Source organism: Kurthia sp. YJT4, from assembly GCF_030219945.1.
Taxonomy (GTDB): domain Bacteria; phylum Bacillota; class Bacilli; order Bacillales_A; family Planococcaceae; genus Kurthia; species Kurthia gibsonii.
Genome location: NZ_CP126689.1, coordinates 1,498,821 through 1,517,045, shown reverse-complemented (window position 1 = coordinate 1,517,045; position 18,225 = coordinate 1,498,821). Strand labels below are relative to the sequence as shown.

Here is an 18,225-nt window from a genome sequence, read left to right as displayed (position 1 = left end):
CTACTAAAAGCTCGAGAGTTTCTAACGACCTTTCTTGCTGCTTCTGTTGTACATTGTGATTTTGCTTTTTATACATCAAAATAATCTTTAATCATAACCCATAAAGTTTGTACAATAAATGCTACGTCTTTTAAATCTCCAACAACTGCGGAAACAACATATGCTATGCCAGTCATTAAAGCGTAAAATATTCTATTATATACGCCTTTCTTAAAATCTAAAGTGTTCTTTATTCCATTCTCCTTCAATGTGCAACCATAGAATCAATACCAAATTTCTAGGAATCAAAAATGTCCGATCCCTTTTACAATAGTTCCCTTTCTTAAACGACCATCTATATTCATATGTATAAGCTCGTGCATCGTTTTTATTTCTCTCTTTTTTAATTAGCTTTTAGGTATTGTAAATATAATTAGAAGGCAAAGGATAAGTACAATTCTATTCAAATATTTATTTCTTTTATCTTTTTCGTTCTCAGTTTCTCTCCTATAGAAATATGGTGTAATCATTGCTAAGAAAACAATCATATAATGAAGTAAAAAAATGAATGTTATTTCTTGTTTGTTCATTAGATAAATCACATATATTGGATATACAGCGATTGAACCAATACTAAGAAATAAATAGAATCTTCTTTTGGTTTCCAAACACAATATTAAAAAAATAGGGCTCGCTATTAAAAATAAAAACGTATAAATTACTTCACTCTTCATCTTATGCTCTCTTTCCTTCTTAAACTTCGATGTGAAATTCTTGGAATGGATGGTTTTTAAAATTTGAAATAAAATCCCAGCACTGACCATCTAATTGTATAATCAAAAAGTAAGTTTTTCGATTTGTTAAGCCAAAATTTAATTCATATTTAAACAGATCGTTATTTTCTTTTGGCTCAACTAAATTTAGTGTCTTTTCAGAAGTTATAACAATCGTTTCTCCATTATACGCATCTAAAGTCACTTTAGAGTAAACTTCTTTCAATTGCCTAGAATCTTGAATTTTTTTGATTGTATAAAAAAAGTTAGTATTTATTTCTTTCGTATCTTTTAAAGTACTTGAAAGATTAGCTGGTAACCCAAATGTTATTTCATGAATGTAGATAGGAAATAACTCTAGTTTCGTCAAAAAAGATAAACTCGTTTCTAATATTGTTGGATTGTAAAATCCTTCAAAATTAGGCTCGCAGCAAAATTGTTCTAACTCAATATTAAAATTATTTTTTATAAAATACTCTTCATTTATTCCAGTTAAGTAATCATTCAAATAATAATTCATCTCATCATCACCTTCCACTTAATTTGTAACTCTTAAATGTTATGTTGAGCTAGTAACGTATAGACTATTCATCATTATGTAGCTGTTTGAGTTGTTTTTTAATTTCTTCCAATTTACTTTTTCTGCTTACTATGCGCAACACATTCCCATCATATTTGATCATAACTAATACAAAGTTACTAGAGTCTAGTAAATTAAATTGAATCTCTTTGTTTACAATCTCACTATTAAAACATGTATTACAGTTTGTATAAAAGTTCAATCGTCCATAGCCAGCATAAGCAGTCATATATTCTAGCATTTCTAGGAAAAGTTCTGGACACTCTATCTTAGCCTCAAAATGATATGTGTCACTTTTCAACTTTTGAATCACATATTTACCATCATGAGAAATAAATAAGCTTTCTATGCTTTCTAAATCAAAGTTAAATACTTCTAAATGTATATAGATTGGGAAGTTTAGCAGAGAAACTAAAAACTTCTGTGCATGTTCTAATTCAATTATAGGTTTTTCAAAAAAAGCGTTAGCTCTTCCATTCCCTTATCTTCTAATTTACTGAACTGACCATATCGTTCATCAAACTTTTGATGATTCGCTATAATTTGAATGTATTTTCCTTCTATCATCCCTTTCTCCTCCTTCTCTTTGTAATCGCAGCTCTTTCGTATTAAATCCTTTCCATTTTGTATGAATACTTCTGGTTTCATTTGCGCGCCTACTAGATTTTATTATTTTATAGTTGTTGAGAGCTCTATACACTGTTTAATGTCTTATAGATCAAAGTCATAATGTGTATATTGGAGAAAAGATGGTAGTATCTTTTTTAAAATGATTCATATCTTTAAAAAAGGATAAAATCAGTCCTGACAAACCAAAGTTCTATCTATCATTCGCTACTTTTTCTTTTAACTCATTAAAAGCTAGTGTATTTTCTATTTCTTCAAAATTCGCCTTTAATTCATGAAATAACGTGATTCTACATTAAATAAATCATTTTTTTATTAGAATAACCTTTTTTACATTATCACATAATCCTACATGTTAATAGCACGATTTTATTATGCAAACAAAAAAGATACTATAAGCTGCATATGCTAGCCCATAGTATCTTTCAAATGATTTTATTACAGCTGCACATGCAGTCAATAAAATATCCTATACATCTTATATTATGCACTAATTCTGCGAGATACATCGATTTTTATTTAATCACTCTTTTATTCATTTTTTGGAATATCATGAAGATGATTATGAAGATAATAAACCCTAAAAATGAATAGATAATAGAATATACAAGCGGATTATTAAAGACGAAATAAAATAAAATAACTGAAACCATTACATAAACAAAAAACATTTTTACATATGACAATTCAAATACTCCTTCAGATAATATTTTTACTATCATTATACTTTAAATAATCAGAAAAATGGGAATTATCAACAAAAAACAACCGAGCAGAAAGCGCGGTTGTTTTTTGTTTACATCATTACAGGTTGTGTAATCTGCTCTAGTAAAGGTAATAAGTCTGGCATCGTTTCAATTGTATAATCTGCGCCACTCGCTTCAAACTTTTTGCGTGTTGCTTCAATTAATTTGCGTTTTTCATCTTCTGGTAAAGCAGCGTATTCTGCTTCTGTATAACCCATTTCCGAACTGCCGACAATGACACCAATCGCAAGAACACCTGCATTTTTCGCTTCTTGCATATCAGAAGTCGTATCGCCCACTTTTACAACAGATTTTGTTGATTGAATTTGGAGTGCTTCTATATTTCGAAACAGCATGTATGGATAAGGTCGTCCGAATTGGTTCGTGTCGTCTGCTGTAGCAAGAAAGTCCGGTGCATAGCCTTTTTTCTTCGCTTCACGTGTCACGACTTCCATCATCTCGCGTGTGTAACCTGTGGTAGAACCAATCTTGATTCCTTGTTCACGTAAAGTCTGAACAGTTTCGCATACACCTGCGATGGGATCTGTATATTTTGCGAGTGTTTTCATTAATGCTTCTTCAAACTGTCCGTAAAGTGTTTGAACGTCTTCTTCTGTAAAAGGACGACCATGTACTTCTTCGAAAGTTGCCGAGATTCTTGGCATTTCTAACATGGTACGAATATGGTCAATCTTCAACATCCCCATCGGCTTACGCGCTTCTTCAATCGTTACAGGTACACCTGCTTGTTCAAAGATTTGCACGAATACTTGTACAGGCGCAAAGCACCCGAAATCAACCGTTGTGCCAGCCCAGTCAAAAATAACAGCTTCTATTTGTTTATTCATCCTACTTGTACCCCCATATATGTTTTAATTGCTTCACATAGCACGCGGAAATCCTGTGCATGTACATCGCCAATATTGCCAATTCGGAATGTATCTACTTCCGTTAATTTACCTGGATATAAGATAAATCCAGCTTCTTTCATCGCCTCGTAAAAATCTTCAAAAGAGAATGCTTCATTCGGGAAAAGATATGTTGTAATAATCGGTGATTGAATGGCTTCATCAATATATGCATGAATGCCCACTTCTTGTAGCTGAGTACGAATCATCTGATTATTTAAGCGGTAACGTTCGTAACGTGCTGTCACGCCACCTTCTTCATGTAATTCGTGAATCGCTTGTGCAAACGCTGCGACAACATGTGTTGGCGAAGTAAAGCGCCACTTCCCGTCAACATCCATCGTTGCCCACTGATCATATAAATCTAGCGATACACTACGTGAAATACCTTTTGTCGTTAAAAAATGTGCCTTTTTCGCTAGGACAAAGCCAAACCCTGGTACACCTTGAATACACTTGTTGGCACTACTAATTAAGTAATCAATCTGTGCTTCTTGTATGTTTAAAGGGACACCGCCGAAACTACTCATCGCATCTACAATGAATGTCGCACCGTATTGATGTACAACTTCTCCAATCGCTTCAACAGGATTTAGAATACCTGTCGTCGTTTCACAGTGTACGACTGCTACATGCGTATAGCTTCCTTTCATCAAGTAATCTTCTAATAACGCAATTTGTGGCTGTTCATCGTAAGGAACTGCATAGACATCGTATTGTAAACCAATCGTTTTTGCCATTTGGACAATGCGTTCACCGTATGCGCCATTCGTTATAATTAGTAGTCGATCTTCTGGACGAATTGTTGATGTTAAAACTGACTCAACAACAAAACTTCCACTTCCTTGCATTAAAATCGCTGTATAGTTTTCTTCAGATGCATACGCAAGTGCAAGTAATTCTTTACGAATCCACTGCGTTGTTTCTTTATAGTCTGTATCCCATGTGCAACGATCTTCTAGCATTTGTTCACGTACTGTACGTGTCGTTGTTAATGGACCTGGTGTTAGTAATTTCATCGTTATTCGATTCCTCCGTTATTGTGCATTTTTAAAGAATTGTTGATGTTGTTCAAGTAGTTCCACTGTTAATGGCGCATCCCACTGTTTTGCATATTTCGCTTCATGTGTCGCATCCACTGTTTCGCCTTTATATAACGCCACAGGATATAATGTTAAAAGTCCTGCACGTGCATGTTCTGTAATAACATTTGCTACCTTTTCGGCTTTCTTCTCTTTCTCACCACCTTTACGGACAACTGCTACTGATTCTGTTAATGCGTAGTTACCTTCTGTTGGATCAATATATTGAATTGGTTTTCCTTCTGCCTTTGCTTTTACAGCTTGAGCACGTAAACCAAATCCTACAGCCACTTCACCTGTTAACACTTTCTTAATGGGACCTGAGCCTGAACTCTCAAGATGTGGACCTACATTCGTAATTAGATCTTTTAACACTTGTTGTCCTTCTTTTTCACCATATGCACCTAAGATTGCTTGCACAAGTAACCAACCTGTTGAAGAATCCATGATATTTGGAATGGCTACAAGATTTTTATACATCGGTTTTGTTAAGTCTTTAATCGATGTTGGCATTGGTAAGTTTTTCGACTTTAATAATTCTGTATTAACGAAGATTGCGCCCATATTCCCTAAGATTGGATTCGCATACGCTGGTTTTTCAATTAGTATTTCTTGCTTTGCTTCAATTGGTACGAATAAATCATGCTTTTGTTGTGCTGTATCAATAAAGTACGAAGCCATCGTCACAACATCTGCTTCCATCTTGTTACCTTCTGCAATCATCTTGCCACCAAGTTCCGATGTACCGATGGCTTGAATGATGTATTGTCCTTTTAAACCATTCGCATCCAATGCTTTTTTCATCTCTGCAATTGCTTCTTCATCTGCATTCGAATAGACAATCACTTGATCTGATTGTGCTGCCTTGCCACTACATCCCACCATGAATACTACGACCATACATACGACTAAAAACCATTTCATCTTTTTCATCATTGCACCTTCTTTTCTTTTTTTAAGTACCATTCACACGCAATTTTTACGATAATATTCGTTAAGAAAATAAAAATAGATAATAAGAAAATTTCGTTGAACTGATTAAAATGCTGTAATTCCTTAATTTTTGCAGATACAATGAGTGTTTCTGTAGAGACAAGGAAGATGACACCACTCACCGTTACCATCGCTTGAATAAAGAAGTAACTAAACATTTCAATGATCGTTGATTTCATATTAGGCAAAATAATACGGAATACCGTTTTGAGCCAAGAGTCTTGTAAAAGGGACGCAATCACCTCCCAATTGGCATCCATGCGTTGTAGTGCATTTTTTGCCATTAAATAAGGTGTTGTATAAAAATGGACAAAGTTGCAAAGAATGATAATCAAAAATGTCCCTTTTAACGTGCTATCATTAAATAGAAGTAAATAACCTAGCCCAAGTACCATGCCAGGTACGGTATTTGTCATCATCGCAAAGAAATCGAATGACTTTCGCCCTTTCAAATCGGTTCTCGCTCGTACTAAGGCTGTCACAAAAGTAAAGATGACACCAATTGCTGCTGTACAGAGTGCGACGAATACTGAGTTACCATATACTTGGATTAATTCACTCATCGATAAAAACTGACGAACGAAATCAAGTGTAAATGTTAGATCAAAAGGATAGGCTTTTGAAAAAGGCACAATAAACATCACGATGAAAATCGCAAGAATGATGATTGAGATGCTTAGTGCCATCATGCCAAATGTTGTATCGCGCATGCGATGCGGTGCAAGTTCCGTTCCAGAAGGATTCGTCTGATGAAAATTCAGTTTATCGACTGCTTGTAATAAGAGCACACCGAACACTGCTGGTAGTAACATAAAGACCGAAACAATCGCACCTTGTTGGAAGTTTGGAATCGCTCCGAGCATCGTTTGATAGAGTGTCGTCGCAATCACTTCATATGAACCGCCAATTGAAGCAGGAATTCCAAAGTCCGTAAAACTTAAAATAAAACTTAAAACGAAAGCACCTGCAATGGAACCCGACATCGGACGCAAAATCGTATGATAGGCTTTTCGCATTGGACGGTCACCCATAAGGTCTGCAACGAGTAAATATTTTCGGTCCACATACTGAAAACCATTTTGCATAATAATAAAGGCGGGTGGTAACGTATATAAGATACCGCCAAGAAGTAGACCGTTAAATCCATAAATCGTAAACAGTGGCTCACCACCGAATAACTTCGAGAAAATTCCTTGATTACCGAATGCATAGATGAGTACAAAACCATATGTGATTGTTGGTAAAAACATCGGGAAAATCACGCTATACTGAATGAACTGCTTCATGGAACCTTGAATCCGCGTCATCGCTACGGTATAACTAAGAATGAAAGCTAAAATCGTCGTACTCAGCGCAACGAGTGTCGAAACTTTTGTACTGTTCCATAGTGCGGTCATGAGTGCTGTATTTTGCAGTGCTTCTACATAACCCGAAATCGAGAAACCTGCATCTGTTTGCAACGATTGAAAACCGATGAAGCCAACAGGTAGACAGAGAAAGACGAAGAAAAAAGCAATGAGCGGAATCGACGTAACATTCAACCACTTCGTCGTATTAAACATAGGCTTCACCGAATAAGCGATAAATATTTTGGCGTTTTACATGTAGCTGCTTCAAAATGAAGTCTTTCACAAAAGGGTTACTTGGGCGCTGAATAATATCTTCTGGTGTCCCGCACTGTGCAATCTTGCCGTCATTGACAATAATGACTTGGTCCGACATCGTCAGTGCTTCTTCTGGATCATGTGTGACAATGATTGTCGTTAAATTGAATTCTTTTGCGATTTGTTGAATGCGTTCTTTAATCGACTCTTTCATAACACCGTCAAGCGCACTAAGTGGCTCATCCATTAAGAGAATTTTCGGCTGCATGATGAGTGTGCGTGCGATGGATACACGTTGTTTTTGACCACCTGATAATTCATGGACTTTCTTTTTTAAATGTGGTGTTAAGTCTAAAAACTCGATATAGCGCTGAATTTCTTCTTTTGAAATTTTGTCTTTTTTATTTTTCAATCCGTAGACGATATTGTCATAGGCATTCAAATGCGGAAAAAGTGCATAGTCTTGGAATACAATATTAAAGCCGCGTTTTTTCATTGGTGTATGTGTTACATCTTCCCCGTCAAAAAAGATTTGACCTGAAGATACATCTGTTAATCCAAGAATCATATTTAAAATGGTGGTTTTGCCGCTTCCACTAGGTCCTAATAAGGAAACGATCTCCCCTTTTTGAATCGTTACATTAATTTCTTCCAGTATCGTTTGATTTTTATAGCGTTTGCTGACATGTTGTAACTGTAGCAAATCGTCCACCTCCCGTTTCTTACTTTTATTATAGGGAGTAAATGTAAATGAAAAAGAAGATTTTTGTAAATGTTGAGTAAATGTTGAATAACTAATTACAAAGTGTTGACTATATTGTTTATAATAAAGATAGAAATGAGGTGAAGTTGACCATGTTCCCAATGAAAAGACGGGCAACGATTTTAGATATGCTACAACAAGAGAAGATGATGAAGTTACCGATTCTTGCGGAGCGTCTTGGTGTTTCAATGGAGACACTACGTCGAGATATTGCGGTATTAGTAGAAGAAGGTGCTATCGAAAAAGTATATGGTGGGATTAAATTAAAAGAAGAACCACTTGGTGAGTCATTGATTGAGCAGCGCCTCCATCATGCACTACCAGAGAAAAAGCAAATTGCGACCTATTGTCGTAGTCTCATTCAAGAAGGTGATTGCATCTACTTAGATAGTGGTTCGACAACACTACAATTAGCACATCTATTACAAGATGTTCAGCGACTGACGGTTGTCACGAATTCACTGCCGATTGTTATGGCACTCATGCATACAGAAATTGAGGTGCTTTTAATTGGTGGTAAGTTAAGACGATCTGAACAGTCCATTACGACCTATGATTTTCTATTTAACTTCGACCAATTAACGATTCATAAAGCGTTCATCTGTGCGAGTGGTGTCTCACTAGAAAAAGGTGTTTCCGATTATAGTTTAGAAGAAGCGACTACACGTAAAAAGATGATTGAGATTGCGACGCACACGTATTTAATGGTTGATCATTCCAAATTTGAGCGTGATGTATTCGTTCATATCGCACCGCTTAGTGCTTTTGATACGATTATTACAGACGAGCAATTAGAAGACGCTACTTATGAAACATATGTAGATGCAGGAGTTTCTTTACATCGTGCTACCTAAAAAAAAAGAAGTCATCACAATGAAGCGATGACTTCTTTTATTTGCATAAATGAACTATTCTTTTAGCGGTACTTGTACTTCTCCTTTTAAATAAGCAGGGTACATGACAAAATCTCCTGTTAGTGGTTGTTTATATTCTTTTGGATTCACAGGAATAATATTCACCCCATTTTCTCGGTAAGAAGTATCATCTACTTCTTTTCCGTTTGCATCATATAACTGAATTTGCGTTGTATGTTGCTCGTTTTTGGGAATGATGCGTAACTCATCTTCTTTCAATACATACGTAACAAGTGTATTATTTGGCTTTTTAATGACTTGTTTTTTCTTTAAATTCACGATGAGTTTTTCTTCGCCCTTTTCAAGTGCTTGAATAGATGAAAGGACCAATCGCGGTTCTTTCAACGATTTGAAGTAATCACCTTGTAAATAGTACGTGCTGCCTTCTTTGTCTTGTAAACTGCCCGTCGAGCGCAATCCTTCATGTAATGTTGCGACTTTTTTCTTCCCGTCATATAGCAACATTTCTTCAATCATTAGAATGTTTTTCGTATTGGAAGCAGCTGCTCTTATAGTTACGAGTGTTGTGAGTGGATAACGACTCACTTGAAGCAACTCCATCTTCTGTCCATCCAGTTCAATCATTTGTTGTTTTGCGAGTATTTTCGGCTCCAATAGCTTTTTTGTTAGATGAATAGGGAAACGGAACTTTTCGTCTTTTCCGTCAATCGCCACTGTTAAATCAAGTGTAAAATCTCGTTTCAATTCTGCACCGTATAGTTGAATGACACCATCTAACTTTTTGACAGGAGATGGTTTTTCTACTGTTGGTGACATAGAAGATTCACTTGTATATTCTTCTTCGTCAATTGCAGTATCGACCCACTGATTAATGAGATGTTTGTTAGGGTTTGTCAGTCGATAGCTAATGACCATTTTCGCACCATCAAAACTAATTTGCTGAATCGTCACCTTTACATCTTTTTTAGTGATGGTATGATCAATCTTTTCGACATATTCATGTTCGAGTGCTGTACGCAAGCTTTCATCGTGTTTAATCAATTCAACAAAACCTGCGAATACAGGGATTTTCGATAGTGCATCTGCCACACTGGGATTAAAACGAATGAGGGCTAGAAAAAGGAGGACTACAACGGCTACGCCGCCACTCCACTTCATTCGCTTTCTTCGTTTTTGCTGTTTTTGATATTGTTTTTTTCCTTGTTCAATCTGTTTATTCACTTGGTCTTTTGGGACAGCAATCTCATCTAATTTTTTAAAGACATATCGTTTTTTCAATTTCTAGACACCTCCTAATCGCTTGCGCATCTTTTTTAAAATTGTATGTAACCTCGATTTAACTGTACCTTCTGGTAATTGCAGTTGTTCTGCAATTTGTTTATTTTGATAGTCCTCGAAATATTTTAAATAAATCAGCTCACGCTGCTCCACTTCTAATTCATCTAATGCACGATATAAATCAATATGCACTTCTTCCTCATAGCCTTTTTCTTGTAAAACAGGCAATGTTCTCTGTTTTTTTCTGTTTAAATCAGCACACACATTGAGCAAGATTCGAATAAGCCACGTTTTAAAATAGGTCGGTTCTTTCAATGTATGTATGCGGGTTAAACAACGAATCGTCACTTCTTGTATGGCATCGAGTGTATCGGGTTCATTTCGTAAATAACTATAGGCAATACGATAAAGTACATCCTGATGGTGTTGTAATAATAAAACACAAGCATCTTGATTTCCTTTGATTGCTTGTTGAATGAGTTTAACGTCCATTTCACCCCTCCTTTTCTATTAGACTGTTCATGTTCGTATTTCGTTCAACTTTTTTTCCTTTTATTAAAAGGGACTATTCAGGGTATAGGGAATTAGATGTTACTACGATTGAATTTTCAGATATTTAAAAGGAGGTTTTGCTGTGACATCTCTACATGACCACACATAAAAAACCCGTAACGCCCATCATGCGCTACGGATTTTTTATTATTTTGATACTGTATTTTTCTCTGCAGCTTCAACCATTGCTTCTTTCATATACTTTAGCCCGAATAGTGCGCCTAAAAATAATACGACACTTGCATAGAACGTCCACGGACCAAATGTATGCGTATAAAATGAAATTAAAATGACAATCCCGATTAAATAACTAAAAATCGGTGTAATCATCGACTTTAATCCACTTAACCCCTTTTGTTTACGCTTCGCAATTAATGCCAGTAAAGATAATACCAATACCACAATCATCACTAAATACATGGAATCATTACTCATATAGAAAACCCCTTTTCCACATCCCTCTTGGAAAAGTATAACATATGAAAACGTATTTTTACATAAAATACATTATTTTTTCTCTATATCACTTCTTTTTTCTCTTTCAAACCTTTTTTTAATAAGGTTTTTGCATCGCTAATGTCTTGATAGCATGTAAGAAAGAGACATTGTGATAACTGATTCGCTCGATTTCTCTCGCATCAAATGTCGATAATAATTGTCGACTCAATTGTCGCACTTCCATACTGTAGTCTGCTGTTCCTAACATTAAAAAAGGAATGGTCCAATCATATAGTGCATCCATTTTTTGTAACTGTCTTAGCGCATCAATTCGCACTTTCCATTGAAAATGACGACTAAACAGACAATAGTATTGCTGTTTTTCAATATGCCCACACATTTCTATATACTTTTGTGGTAATCGTTCATTATAAATGATTTCTGGTACATGAATCGTTGCATAACCAAGCGATACTTCATGCCAAATCGCAGCTTCAACCGATGCATTCATTTTCAATAAGAGTTGTTCTGCTTGGCGCTGAACAACGGGCGGGAAAAATGTGATGTGATCTAATGTAATGGATTGTAGATTATTCACACGAGTAGCCTCCTTCTTTTCTAAACTAAGTATAGAAAAGAAGCTTTAAGCTACTATGAATGCTTTGTAAATTTTTACATGCGAATAATGGTGCGTCCAAGATGTCGTCCTTCTTGCAGTGCTTGTAAAGTTTCCTTCGCTTCATGTAGCGTAATTTCTTCTACATGCGCTTGTGACATAATTGACCATTCATTTGAAAAGCGATGCCAAATAGGTAAACGCGCATCATGTGGCATTTGTACAGAATCAATGCCGAGTAAACGAACACCGCGTAAGATGAATGGTAGAACCGTTGTTGTCAGTCCGATACCGCCTGCATTGCCACACATCGTCATACTGCCACCGTAGCGTAGTTTTGCGATGCACTGTGCAGCAATTTCGCCACCTACTGTATCAATCACATAATCATATGTTTCTTTTTCGAGAACTTTTCCTTTTGTTGCTTCGAATTCTTCTAGTGTCACAACATGATCTGCACCAAGTGCTGTTACAACATCACGTTGGTAGTCTTTACGAATCAGTGCAGAGACATTTTCATAACCTGTTGCTTTTAATAATTGAATGGCAATACTACCTACACCACCTGAAGCACCTGTTACGAGAATCGACGGTTGATGTTCTGCTTTCATGCCGTCTTTTTCAAGTGCATCTACTGATAATCCAGCTGTGAAACCTGCTGTACCAATCACCATAGCATCACGTAAAGATACGTTTTGTGGGAGTGGTACAATCCATTCAGCTGGCACTTGCGCATATTCTGCAAAGCCACCTGTATGCGACATACCCATTGTATAACCTGTTACGAGAACTTCTTGTCCTACTTGAAGATGTGGTACGGTTGTTTCAACAATAACCCCACTCAAATCAATCCCAGGAATCATCGGGTAATTTCGAATGACCCCACCTCTTGTTTTTACAGCCAAACTATCTTTATAATTAATAGATGAGTACGCAACTTGAATTAGTACTTCACCGTCTGATAACATGTCTTTTGTAACGTGTTCAATTGCATAGTTCACTTCTCCATCGACTTCACGTACAACCATCGCTTGAAATTGTTCCATCTTCACACACACCTTCCTATTTTCAAATAGTTCTATTATAGAAATGTTCTATAATAGAAAGGTAACATATTTTAGTTATTTGTTCAATAATTCCGAATACATAGAAGAAATGAGGTTTTCCAATTGGAATTACATCAATGTTTAAATTTTTTATTAAGTGTCTCACAACATCAAGTCCATCAACATTTAGCAGACGAATTAACACCTTATGAATTAACACCGACACAGTATGGTATTTTAAATACGTTATGGACACATGGTGAGCTAACACCAAAAGAAATTGGAAGTTTTCTTCATTTAAAAGCTTCCTCTATCTCAACAGTTTTAGATAAAATGCAAAAGCAACAGTTAATTGAAAGACAGGTTGACCCTAGTAACCGTCGAACGATTTTAGTGACAGCTACAGAGAAAGCAAAAGCATTACAACCGGATGTAGAACAAGTTATTCAGAAGATGAATCACCACTTCCTTAATAAATTAGAAGCAGATGAAGCAGAAAAGCTGATTGCGACATTACAAAAATTGATTCAATAAATAGAAATAGAAACCACGTTGCTGTGTGGTTTCTATTTTTTATGACCAATTAGACTTCTAACTGTAGCCAGCCTTCTGGTTGTTCGATTCTCTCCCAGTCACTTGTCATTTCGTCTTCAGTTAATAAGCATGTATCCAGCGCTTGTATAATCTCCTCTTTTTCTAATTGGATACCGATGAGTACGAGTTGTGTTTGGCGATCTCCATATTGGTCATCCCATTCTTCACGCAGCTCAGGTTCTTCTTGTAAATAAGCTTCTTGTTCTTCCTTAGATAAAGAACCAATCCAATAACTAAGTGGCGATAGTTGAACAGATGCACCTGCTTGTGAAAATAGTAAGGCGATATGGTTCGGTTTAGCACACCATACAAAACCTTTGGCACGTACAATAGATAACGGCATATCTTCTACAAATTGCTGGAAACGAACAGGGTGAAACGGTCTTTTACGTCGATAGACGAAGGAGCCTATACCGTATTCCTCTGTTTCAGGTGTATGATGTGGCGTATTCAACTCCTGTAGCCAACCTGCCGAAGCCGCTGCTTTTTCAAAGTCAAATCGTTCTGTATGCAAAATATCAGCTGGTGCAACGCGCCCATATGAACTATGAATGATTTTAGCTTCGGGTTGAATGACACGTAATACACGCTCTAGTTGTTCTAATTGCTCAGCTGTAATTAAGTCCGTTTTGTTTAAAATGAGCACATCACAAAACTCAATTTGATCAATCAGTAAGTCAGCTACATCGCGGTCATCTTGCTCATCATTTCCTTCATGACGTTCACGTAATGTTTCACCTGATTGAAAATCGGTCCAAAAACGATAGACATCGACAACAGTCACCATCGTATCTAATGTACAATATTTGGCTAAATCAATCCCCAATTCCTCATCAATATATGTAAAAGTTTGTGCTACAGGTATTGGCTCGCTAATTCCTGTTGATTCAATCAATATATAATCAATATTGCCTTTTTGAACAAGTCGCTCTACCTCAATTAACAAGTCCTCTCTTAATGTGCAGCAAATACAACCATTCGATAACTCAACAAACTTTTCATCTGTTCGAGATAAACCACTCTCATGCGATACAAGTGATGCATCGATATTAATCTCACTCATATCATTCACAATGACTGCAATACGCATACCTTGTTCATTTTGTAATACATGATTTAATAATGTTGTTTTGCCAGCCCCTAAATAGCCACTTAATACTGTAACGGGAATCTTTTTCATCTTAATAGCTCCTTTTCTTAAAACGTAATGATTACGCTTTATAAAACCGTAAAATTTTTTCATCACAAATAGTAATGATTACGATTTAAAATATTACACTGCTTCTTTTTACATGTCAAACCATTTTTTAATACTTTCATAAAAAAGAGATATCTCACCGTAATGAAATACCTCTTTTCCTCTATTTCGGACGTTGTTCAAGCGCATGTACAAATTGTTGTAAGATTGTATGAAGTGATTGAGCTTGTGTCACATCCATACCAGAAGCAGCAAATACATCTTCAGATACGCATTGTAGTTGCTCTCTTAATTGAAGTCCTGCAGCAGTAAGTGTCACGCATAGTACACGCTCGTCTTCTTGTGAGCGCTCACGACTCACATATCCTTGTGCTTCTAATTTTTTCATTAGTGGCGTTAATGTGCCTGAATCTAAAAATAACTTTTTTCCTAAATCTTTGATTGAGATAGACTCATCTAGGGGTATAGCAAGTAATGTGATGTAACCTGTATAGGTTAGGTCGTATGCTTTTAATCGTGATGTATATTCTTTAATGACTTCTTTTGAAGAAACATAGAGTAGAAAACACAATTGATCATCTAATGTCGTCATGGTCAATCCTCCGTTCATATCTTCTCTATTTTAAAAAGAATCATTATACTTGTCAAACGCAATTTAATTGTGTACAATTAAATTGTTCAAAACTTAATTGAAAGGTGTGTTTTATAATGAAAGAAATTTACACAACAAAAATGGTGAATACAGGCGGACGTAATGGAGAATCTGTAGCAGATGACCGTTCATTCCAAGTGAAAATCGCGCCTCCAGGTTCTAATGTAGCAGACGCAACAAATCCAGAGCAGTTATTTGCGGCAGGCTATAGCGCTTGCTTCAATAGCGCACTTGACTTAGTGAAGCGTCAAAAAGGCATTAAAGGTAAATCAACGATTAGCGTAACGGTTCGTCTATTTGAAAAAGCAGCTGCTGATTTTATTTTAGCCGTGGAGATTGTTGGTCATATTGATGACGTATCACGTGAGGAAGCACTTGAACTACTGCATATGACACATCAAGTATGCCCTTACTCAAAAGCAACAGCTGGCAATATTGATGTTGAAATTAAAGCAGTATAAAAATACTAAACAAAAGGCTTCGACATCATTTATCATGTCGAAGCCTTTTGGCTGTTTAACTTACTTTTCGTAATGGTTCTACGCTAGGTTTTCCAAATAGGTAGCCTTGAAACAATTCATAACCACATGCTTTTAACCATTCAAAATCTTCTTCACTCTCTATTCCTTCAGCGAGTGGGGTAGCACCAATCTCCATGGCTTTTTCTAAAAAGGCACGCGCGATTTGTTGTTTCTCTTCATTTTCGCTAACGCCTTGTACATATTTAATGTCTAGTTTCATATAATGTGGTTGAATTTGATCAAGCATCTCCATCGTACTAAATCCTTCCCCTACATCATCTAGTGCGTATTTAAAACCACGCTCATTATAATAATTTAAAATATTCTTCAAATGTTCCACATCGTCCATTTGTTCTGTTTCAACTACTTCAAAAACGAATTGACTTGGATTAATGTTTAGTTGATTTGCTCGATGAATCGTTGATTTTAAACAAAATTCAGGTGAATAAATAGATGTTGGAATAAAGTTGATAAACGTTTTCTTTTGAAGAATTGCTGAATAACTAACTGCTGTCATACGACATAGACGATCTAATGCATAAAGACGACCTCGTGCACGTGCAGCTGAAAAGATTTCATTCGGATAAATCATCGAGCCATCTTCACGTGTAAAACGTGATAACACCTCATATGCATAAATTTCTTTATCGCGCGTAACAATCGGTTGGGAATAACTGATTATACGTTTTTCACGAATCACTTCATCCAACCATTTTGTTTCTAAAATACTTTCTAACTCCGTCATCGGTTTCCAATCTTGATTTTCTACTCGGAATTGCATCTCTGCTAAATCCATATGTCCTGTACTAAAGTCTAAAAACTCTTTTGCTCCTTGCTCATTCATATAGAGACTATTTTTTTCTACTGTTAGTTCTAATTGACGACGTTTAAAAAACTGTTGAATGGATGGTATGACTGTTTGGTTTTCTTTACTCATCAATTGAATTTCAAATTCTAACTCTAAAACTAAACAACTTCTGCAAGGCATATCATATTCCCCTTTTTCCTTTTATTTTACGAATAAATTCTTGTTTGATTACGACCGTTTTCCTTTGCTTTATATAACGCACGATCCGCTCGTTCAAGTAATGCCCCAATCGTTAGTTGTTGTTCGTGTTGCATGAGTGTATAAATACCTAAACTAACTGTGATATAGGGTGATACTTGTGATAAGGTATGTGGAATATTTAGACTTTCAACTGTTTGGCGAATGCGATTAGCAATCACTGCTGCTTCTTGCTCTGTTGTATTTGGTAGTAACACACAAAATTCCTCACCACCAACTCGAAAAATAAAATCTTGATGACCTAAATCATTTTTGATACTCATTGCTACACGTCTTAAACAGCGATCACCTGCAACATGCCCATATGTATCATTAAACTGTTTAAAATAGTCGATATCCAGCATAAGAAGTGAAAATGGTTGGTGATGTAACTGAAATTCTTGTATATATTTTTCAACAATTAAATTAAGCAAGCGACGATTATAGACACCTGTTAATTCATCCGTATATATTTTTTGTTTAAGTGCTTTTGTTTCAGCTTGGAGTTCCAACATCTTATTTTTTTGTTCTGTAATATCACGTGAAATAAAGATAAATTCATCTCGTTGATATTCTGTTGTGAATAGACACTTTAACTTTGTTTCAAACCAAACATATGAACCATCCTTACGATAAATACGGTATGTGATTGTTTGGATCTCAGTTTGAAACTGTGCTACTTTTAAAAATCCTTGTAATTCTGCTTGGTCTTCTGGATGCAAAAAAATATAAATTGAATGATCTAGTAGTTCTTCTATTTCATACCCCAATATATTCTTACAGATTGGTGATGCAAATGTAAAACATCCATCACGTGTATGTAGCGAAATAAAATCAGTTGAATGTTCTGTTATGAGTCGATAATGTTCTTCTTTACGTGTAAGTGATAATTCCGCTAATTTACGATCCGTTATATTAATATGCGAGATTACCGCACCACATAATTCTCCTCCCTCTACTACGAGTGGTGTTACTCTTAATAAAAACCACCTCAAATGTTTCTGACTATGACATGGATACTCAAACGTATAAATAGAACATTTACCTTCGAGTACGCTCACAATACCTGCTTTTACGTTCTCTTGACACACGTGTAAATAATTCAGTCCTATATAATTACTGCATACATCTTGAAAGTTCTCATCTGAAAAACGAATCCATGCTTTATTCACAAAAAGTATAGTTCCTTGATGATCAATAAGTGCTACTTGATCCGTTAGTGAATCTAAAATAGCTTGACTCATATCTACCATGATATACTTCCTTCCGATTGAATTCTAAGCCTCTCTAATTATCTAGTAGAAAAACAATACAACGAAAATCTTTTTTTGTATTTCTTTCTTCATTTTACAATT

The 18,225-nt window shown here is 35.8% G+C and carries 20 protein-coding genes; 3 read left to right on the top strand and 17 right to left on the bottom strand.

Annotation, left to right across the window (positions count from 1 at the left end):
* Positions 1–732: 732 nt before the first annotated feature.
* From QN089_RS07390 to QN089_RS07355, 8 genes are all read right to left on the bottom strand, one after another.
* Complete coding sequence (locus QN089_RS07390) at positions 733–1,290, bottom strand: hypothetical protein (protein ID WP_285216365.1); 558 nt, start codon at positions 1,288–1,290, stop codon at positions 733–735.
* 46 nt (positions 1,291–1,336) lie between these two features.
* Positions 1,337–1,645, bottom strand: coding sequence for a hypothetical protein (locus QN089_RS07385; RefSeq protein ID WP_285216364.1), 309 nt, complete (start codon positions 1,643–1,645; stop codon positions 1,337–1,339).
* Positions 1,646–1,773: 128 nt separating this feature from the next.
* Positions 1,774–1,980 (bottom strand): hypothetical protein, encoded by a 207-nt coding sequence (locus QN089_RS07380; RefSeq protein WP_156422354.1) that lies wholly within the window; start codon positions 1,978–1,980, stop codon positions 1,774–1,776.
* 775 nt (positions 1,981–2,755) lie between these two features.
* Complete coding sequence (gene phnX, locus QN089_RS07375; RefSeq protein ID WP_285216363.1) at positions 2,756–3,553, bottom strand: phosphonoacetaldehyde hydrolase; 798 nt, start codon at positions 3,551–3,553, stop codon at positions 2,756–2,758.
* On the bottom strand, positions 3,550–4,632 hold the full coding sequence (gene phnW, locus QN089_RS07370; protein WP_285216362.1) for a 2-aminoethylphosphonate--pyruvate transaminase: 1,083 nt from the start codon (positions 4,630–4,632) through the stop codon (positions 3,550–3,552). Before phnW ends, phnX begins: the two co-directional genes overlap by 4 nt.
* Before the next feature lie 18 nt (positions 4,633–4,650).
* Entirely contained in the window at positions 4,651–5,628 is a 978-nt protein-coding gene (locus QN089_RS07365) for an extracellular solute-binding protein (protein ID WP_481810432.1), read from the bottom strand.
* Positions 5,628–7,250, bottom strand: coding sequence for an ABC transporter permease subunit (locus tag QN089_RS07360; RefSeq protein ID WP_285216361.1), 1,623 nt, complete (start codon positions 7,248–7,250; stop codon positions 5,628–5,630). Before QN089_RS07360 ends, QN089_RS07365 begins: the two co-directional genes overlap by 1 nt.
* The gene (locus QN089_RS07355) at positions 7,243–7,995 is read right to left on the bottom strand and encodes an ABC transporter ATP-binding protein (RefSeq protein WP_121177312.1); all 753 of its coding nucleotides are present in this window, start codon (positions 7,993–7,995) and stop codon (positions 7,243–7,245) included. The genes QN089_RS07360 and QN089_RS07355 overlap by 8 nt, the downstream gene beginning before the upstream one ends.
* Positions 7,996–8,147: 152 nt before the next feature.
* Here QN089_RS07355 and QN089_RS07350 point away from each other — a divergent pair, with 152 nt between their 5' ends.
* A complete protein-coding gene (locus tag QN089_RS07350) occupies positions 8,148–8,909 on the top strand; it encodes a DeoR/GlpR family DNA-binding transcription regulator (protein WP_121177314.1) in 762 nt (253 codons plus the stop codon).
* A gap of 54 nt (positions 8,910–8,963) precedes the next feature.
* Here QN089_RS07350 and QN089_RS07345 read toward each other — a convergent pair whose 3' ends face one another.
* The 5 genes from QN089_RS07345 to QN089_RS07325 form a co-directional block, all read right to left on the bottom strand.
* The gene (locus QN089_RS07345) at positions 8,964–10,208 is read right to left on the bottom strand and encodes a DUF4179 domain-containing protein (protein ID WP_285216360.1); all 1,245 of its coding nucleotides are present in this window, start codon (positions 10,206–10,208) and stop codon (positions 8,964–8,966) included.
* A 3-nt stretch (positions 10,209–10,211) separates the two neighbouring features.
* Positions 10,212–10,700, bottom strand: a complete 489-nt coding sequence (locus QN089_RS07340) for a sigma-70 family RNA polymerase sigma factor (RefSeq protein ID WP_068453486.1) — start codon at positions 10,698–10,700, stop codon at positions 10,212–10,214.
* A 207-nt stretch (positions 10,701–10,907) separates the two neighbouring features.
* Entirely contained in the window at positions 10,908–11,195 is a 288-nt protein-coding gene (locus QN089_RS07335; RefSeq protein ID WP_087680717.1) for a hypothetical protein, read from the bottom strand.
* 118 nt (positions 11,196–11,313) lie between these two features.
* Complete coding sequence (locus QN089_RS07330) at positions 11,314–11,796, bottom strand: hypothetical protein (protein WP_285216359.1); 483 nt, start codon at positions 11,794–11,796, stop codon at positions 11,314–11,316.
* Between the two features lie 74 nt (positions 11,797–11,870).
* Complete coding sequence (locus QN089_RS07325; RefSeq protein ID WP_285216358.1) at positions 11,871–12,860, bottom strand: YhdH/YhfP family quinone oxidoreductase; 990 nt, start codon at positions 12,858–12,860, stop codon at positions 11,871–11,873.
* A 123-nt stretch (positions 12,861–12,983) separates the two neighbouring features.
* Between QN089_RS07325 and QN089_RS07320 the strand changes: the two genes are divergently transcribed.
* On the top strand, positions 12,984–13,394 hold the full coding sequence (locus tag QN089_RS07320) for a MarR family winged helix-turn-helix transcriptional regulator (protein ID WP_068453494.1): 411 nt from the start codon (positions 12,984–12,986) through the stop codon (positions 13,392–13,394).
* Between the two features lie 49 nt (positions 13,395–13,443).
* Here QN089_RS07320 and QN089_RS07315 read toward each other — a convergent pair whose 3' ends face one another.
* Together QN089_RS07315 and QN089_RS07310 are read right to left on the bottom strand one after the other, a co-directional pair.
* Positions 13,444–14,634 carry a GTP-binding protein gene (locus tag QN089_RS07315; protein WP_068453496.1) on the bottom strand — a complete coding sequence of 397 codons (1,191 nt, stop codon included), beginning with the start codon at positions 14,632–14,634 and terminating at the stop codon, positions 13,444–13,446.
* 181 nt (positions 14,635–14,815) lie between these two features.
* Positions 14,816–15,244 (bottom strand): MarR family winged helix-turn-helix transcriptional regulator, encoded by a 429-nt coding sequence (locus QN089_RS07310; protein ID WP_068453498.1) that lies wholly within the window; start codon positions 15,242–15,244, stop codon positions 14,816–14,818.
* A gap of 116 nt (positions 15,245–15,360) precedes the next feature.
* Here QN089_RS07310 and QN089_RS07305 point away from each other — a divergent pair, with 116 nt between their 5' ends.
* Positions 15,361–15,765 (top strand): organic hydroperoxide resistance protein, encoded by a 405-nt coding sequence (locus QN089_RS07305; RefSeq protein WP_068453500.1) that lies wholly within the window; start codon positions 15,361–15,363, stop codon positions 15,763–15,765.
* Positions 15,766–15,820: 55 nt separating this feature from the next.
* Here QN089_RS07305 and QN089_RS07300 read toward each other — a convergent pair whose 3' ends face one another.
* Complete coding sequence (locus tag QN089_RS07300) at positions 15,821–16,813, bottom strand: EAL domain-containing protein (protein WP_285216357.1); 993 nt, start codon at positions 16,811–16,813, stop codon at positions 15,821–15,823.
* A 26-nt stretch (positions 16,814–16,839) separates the two neighbouring features.
* Positions 16,840–18,123 carry a sensor domain-containing diguanylate cyclase gene (locus tag QN089_RS07295; protein ID WP_285216356.1) on the bottom strand — a complete coding sequence of 428 codons (1,284 nt, stop codon included), beginning with the start codon at positions 18,121–18,123 and terminating at the stop codon, positions 16,840–16,842.
* Between the last annotated feature and the right edge of the window lie 102 nt (positions 18,124–18,225).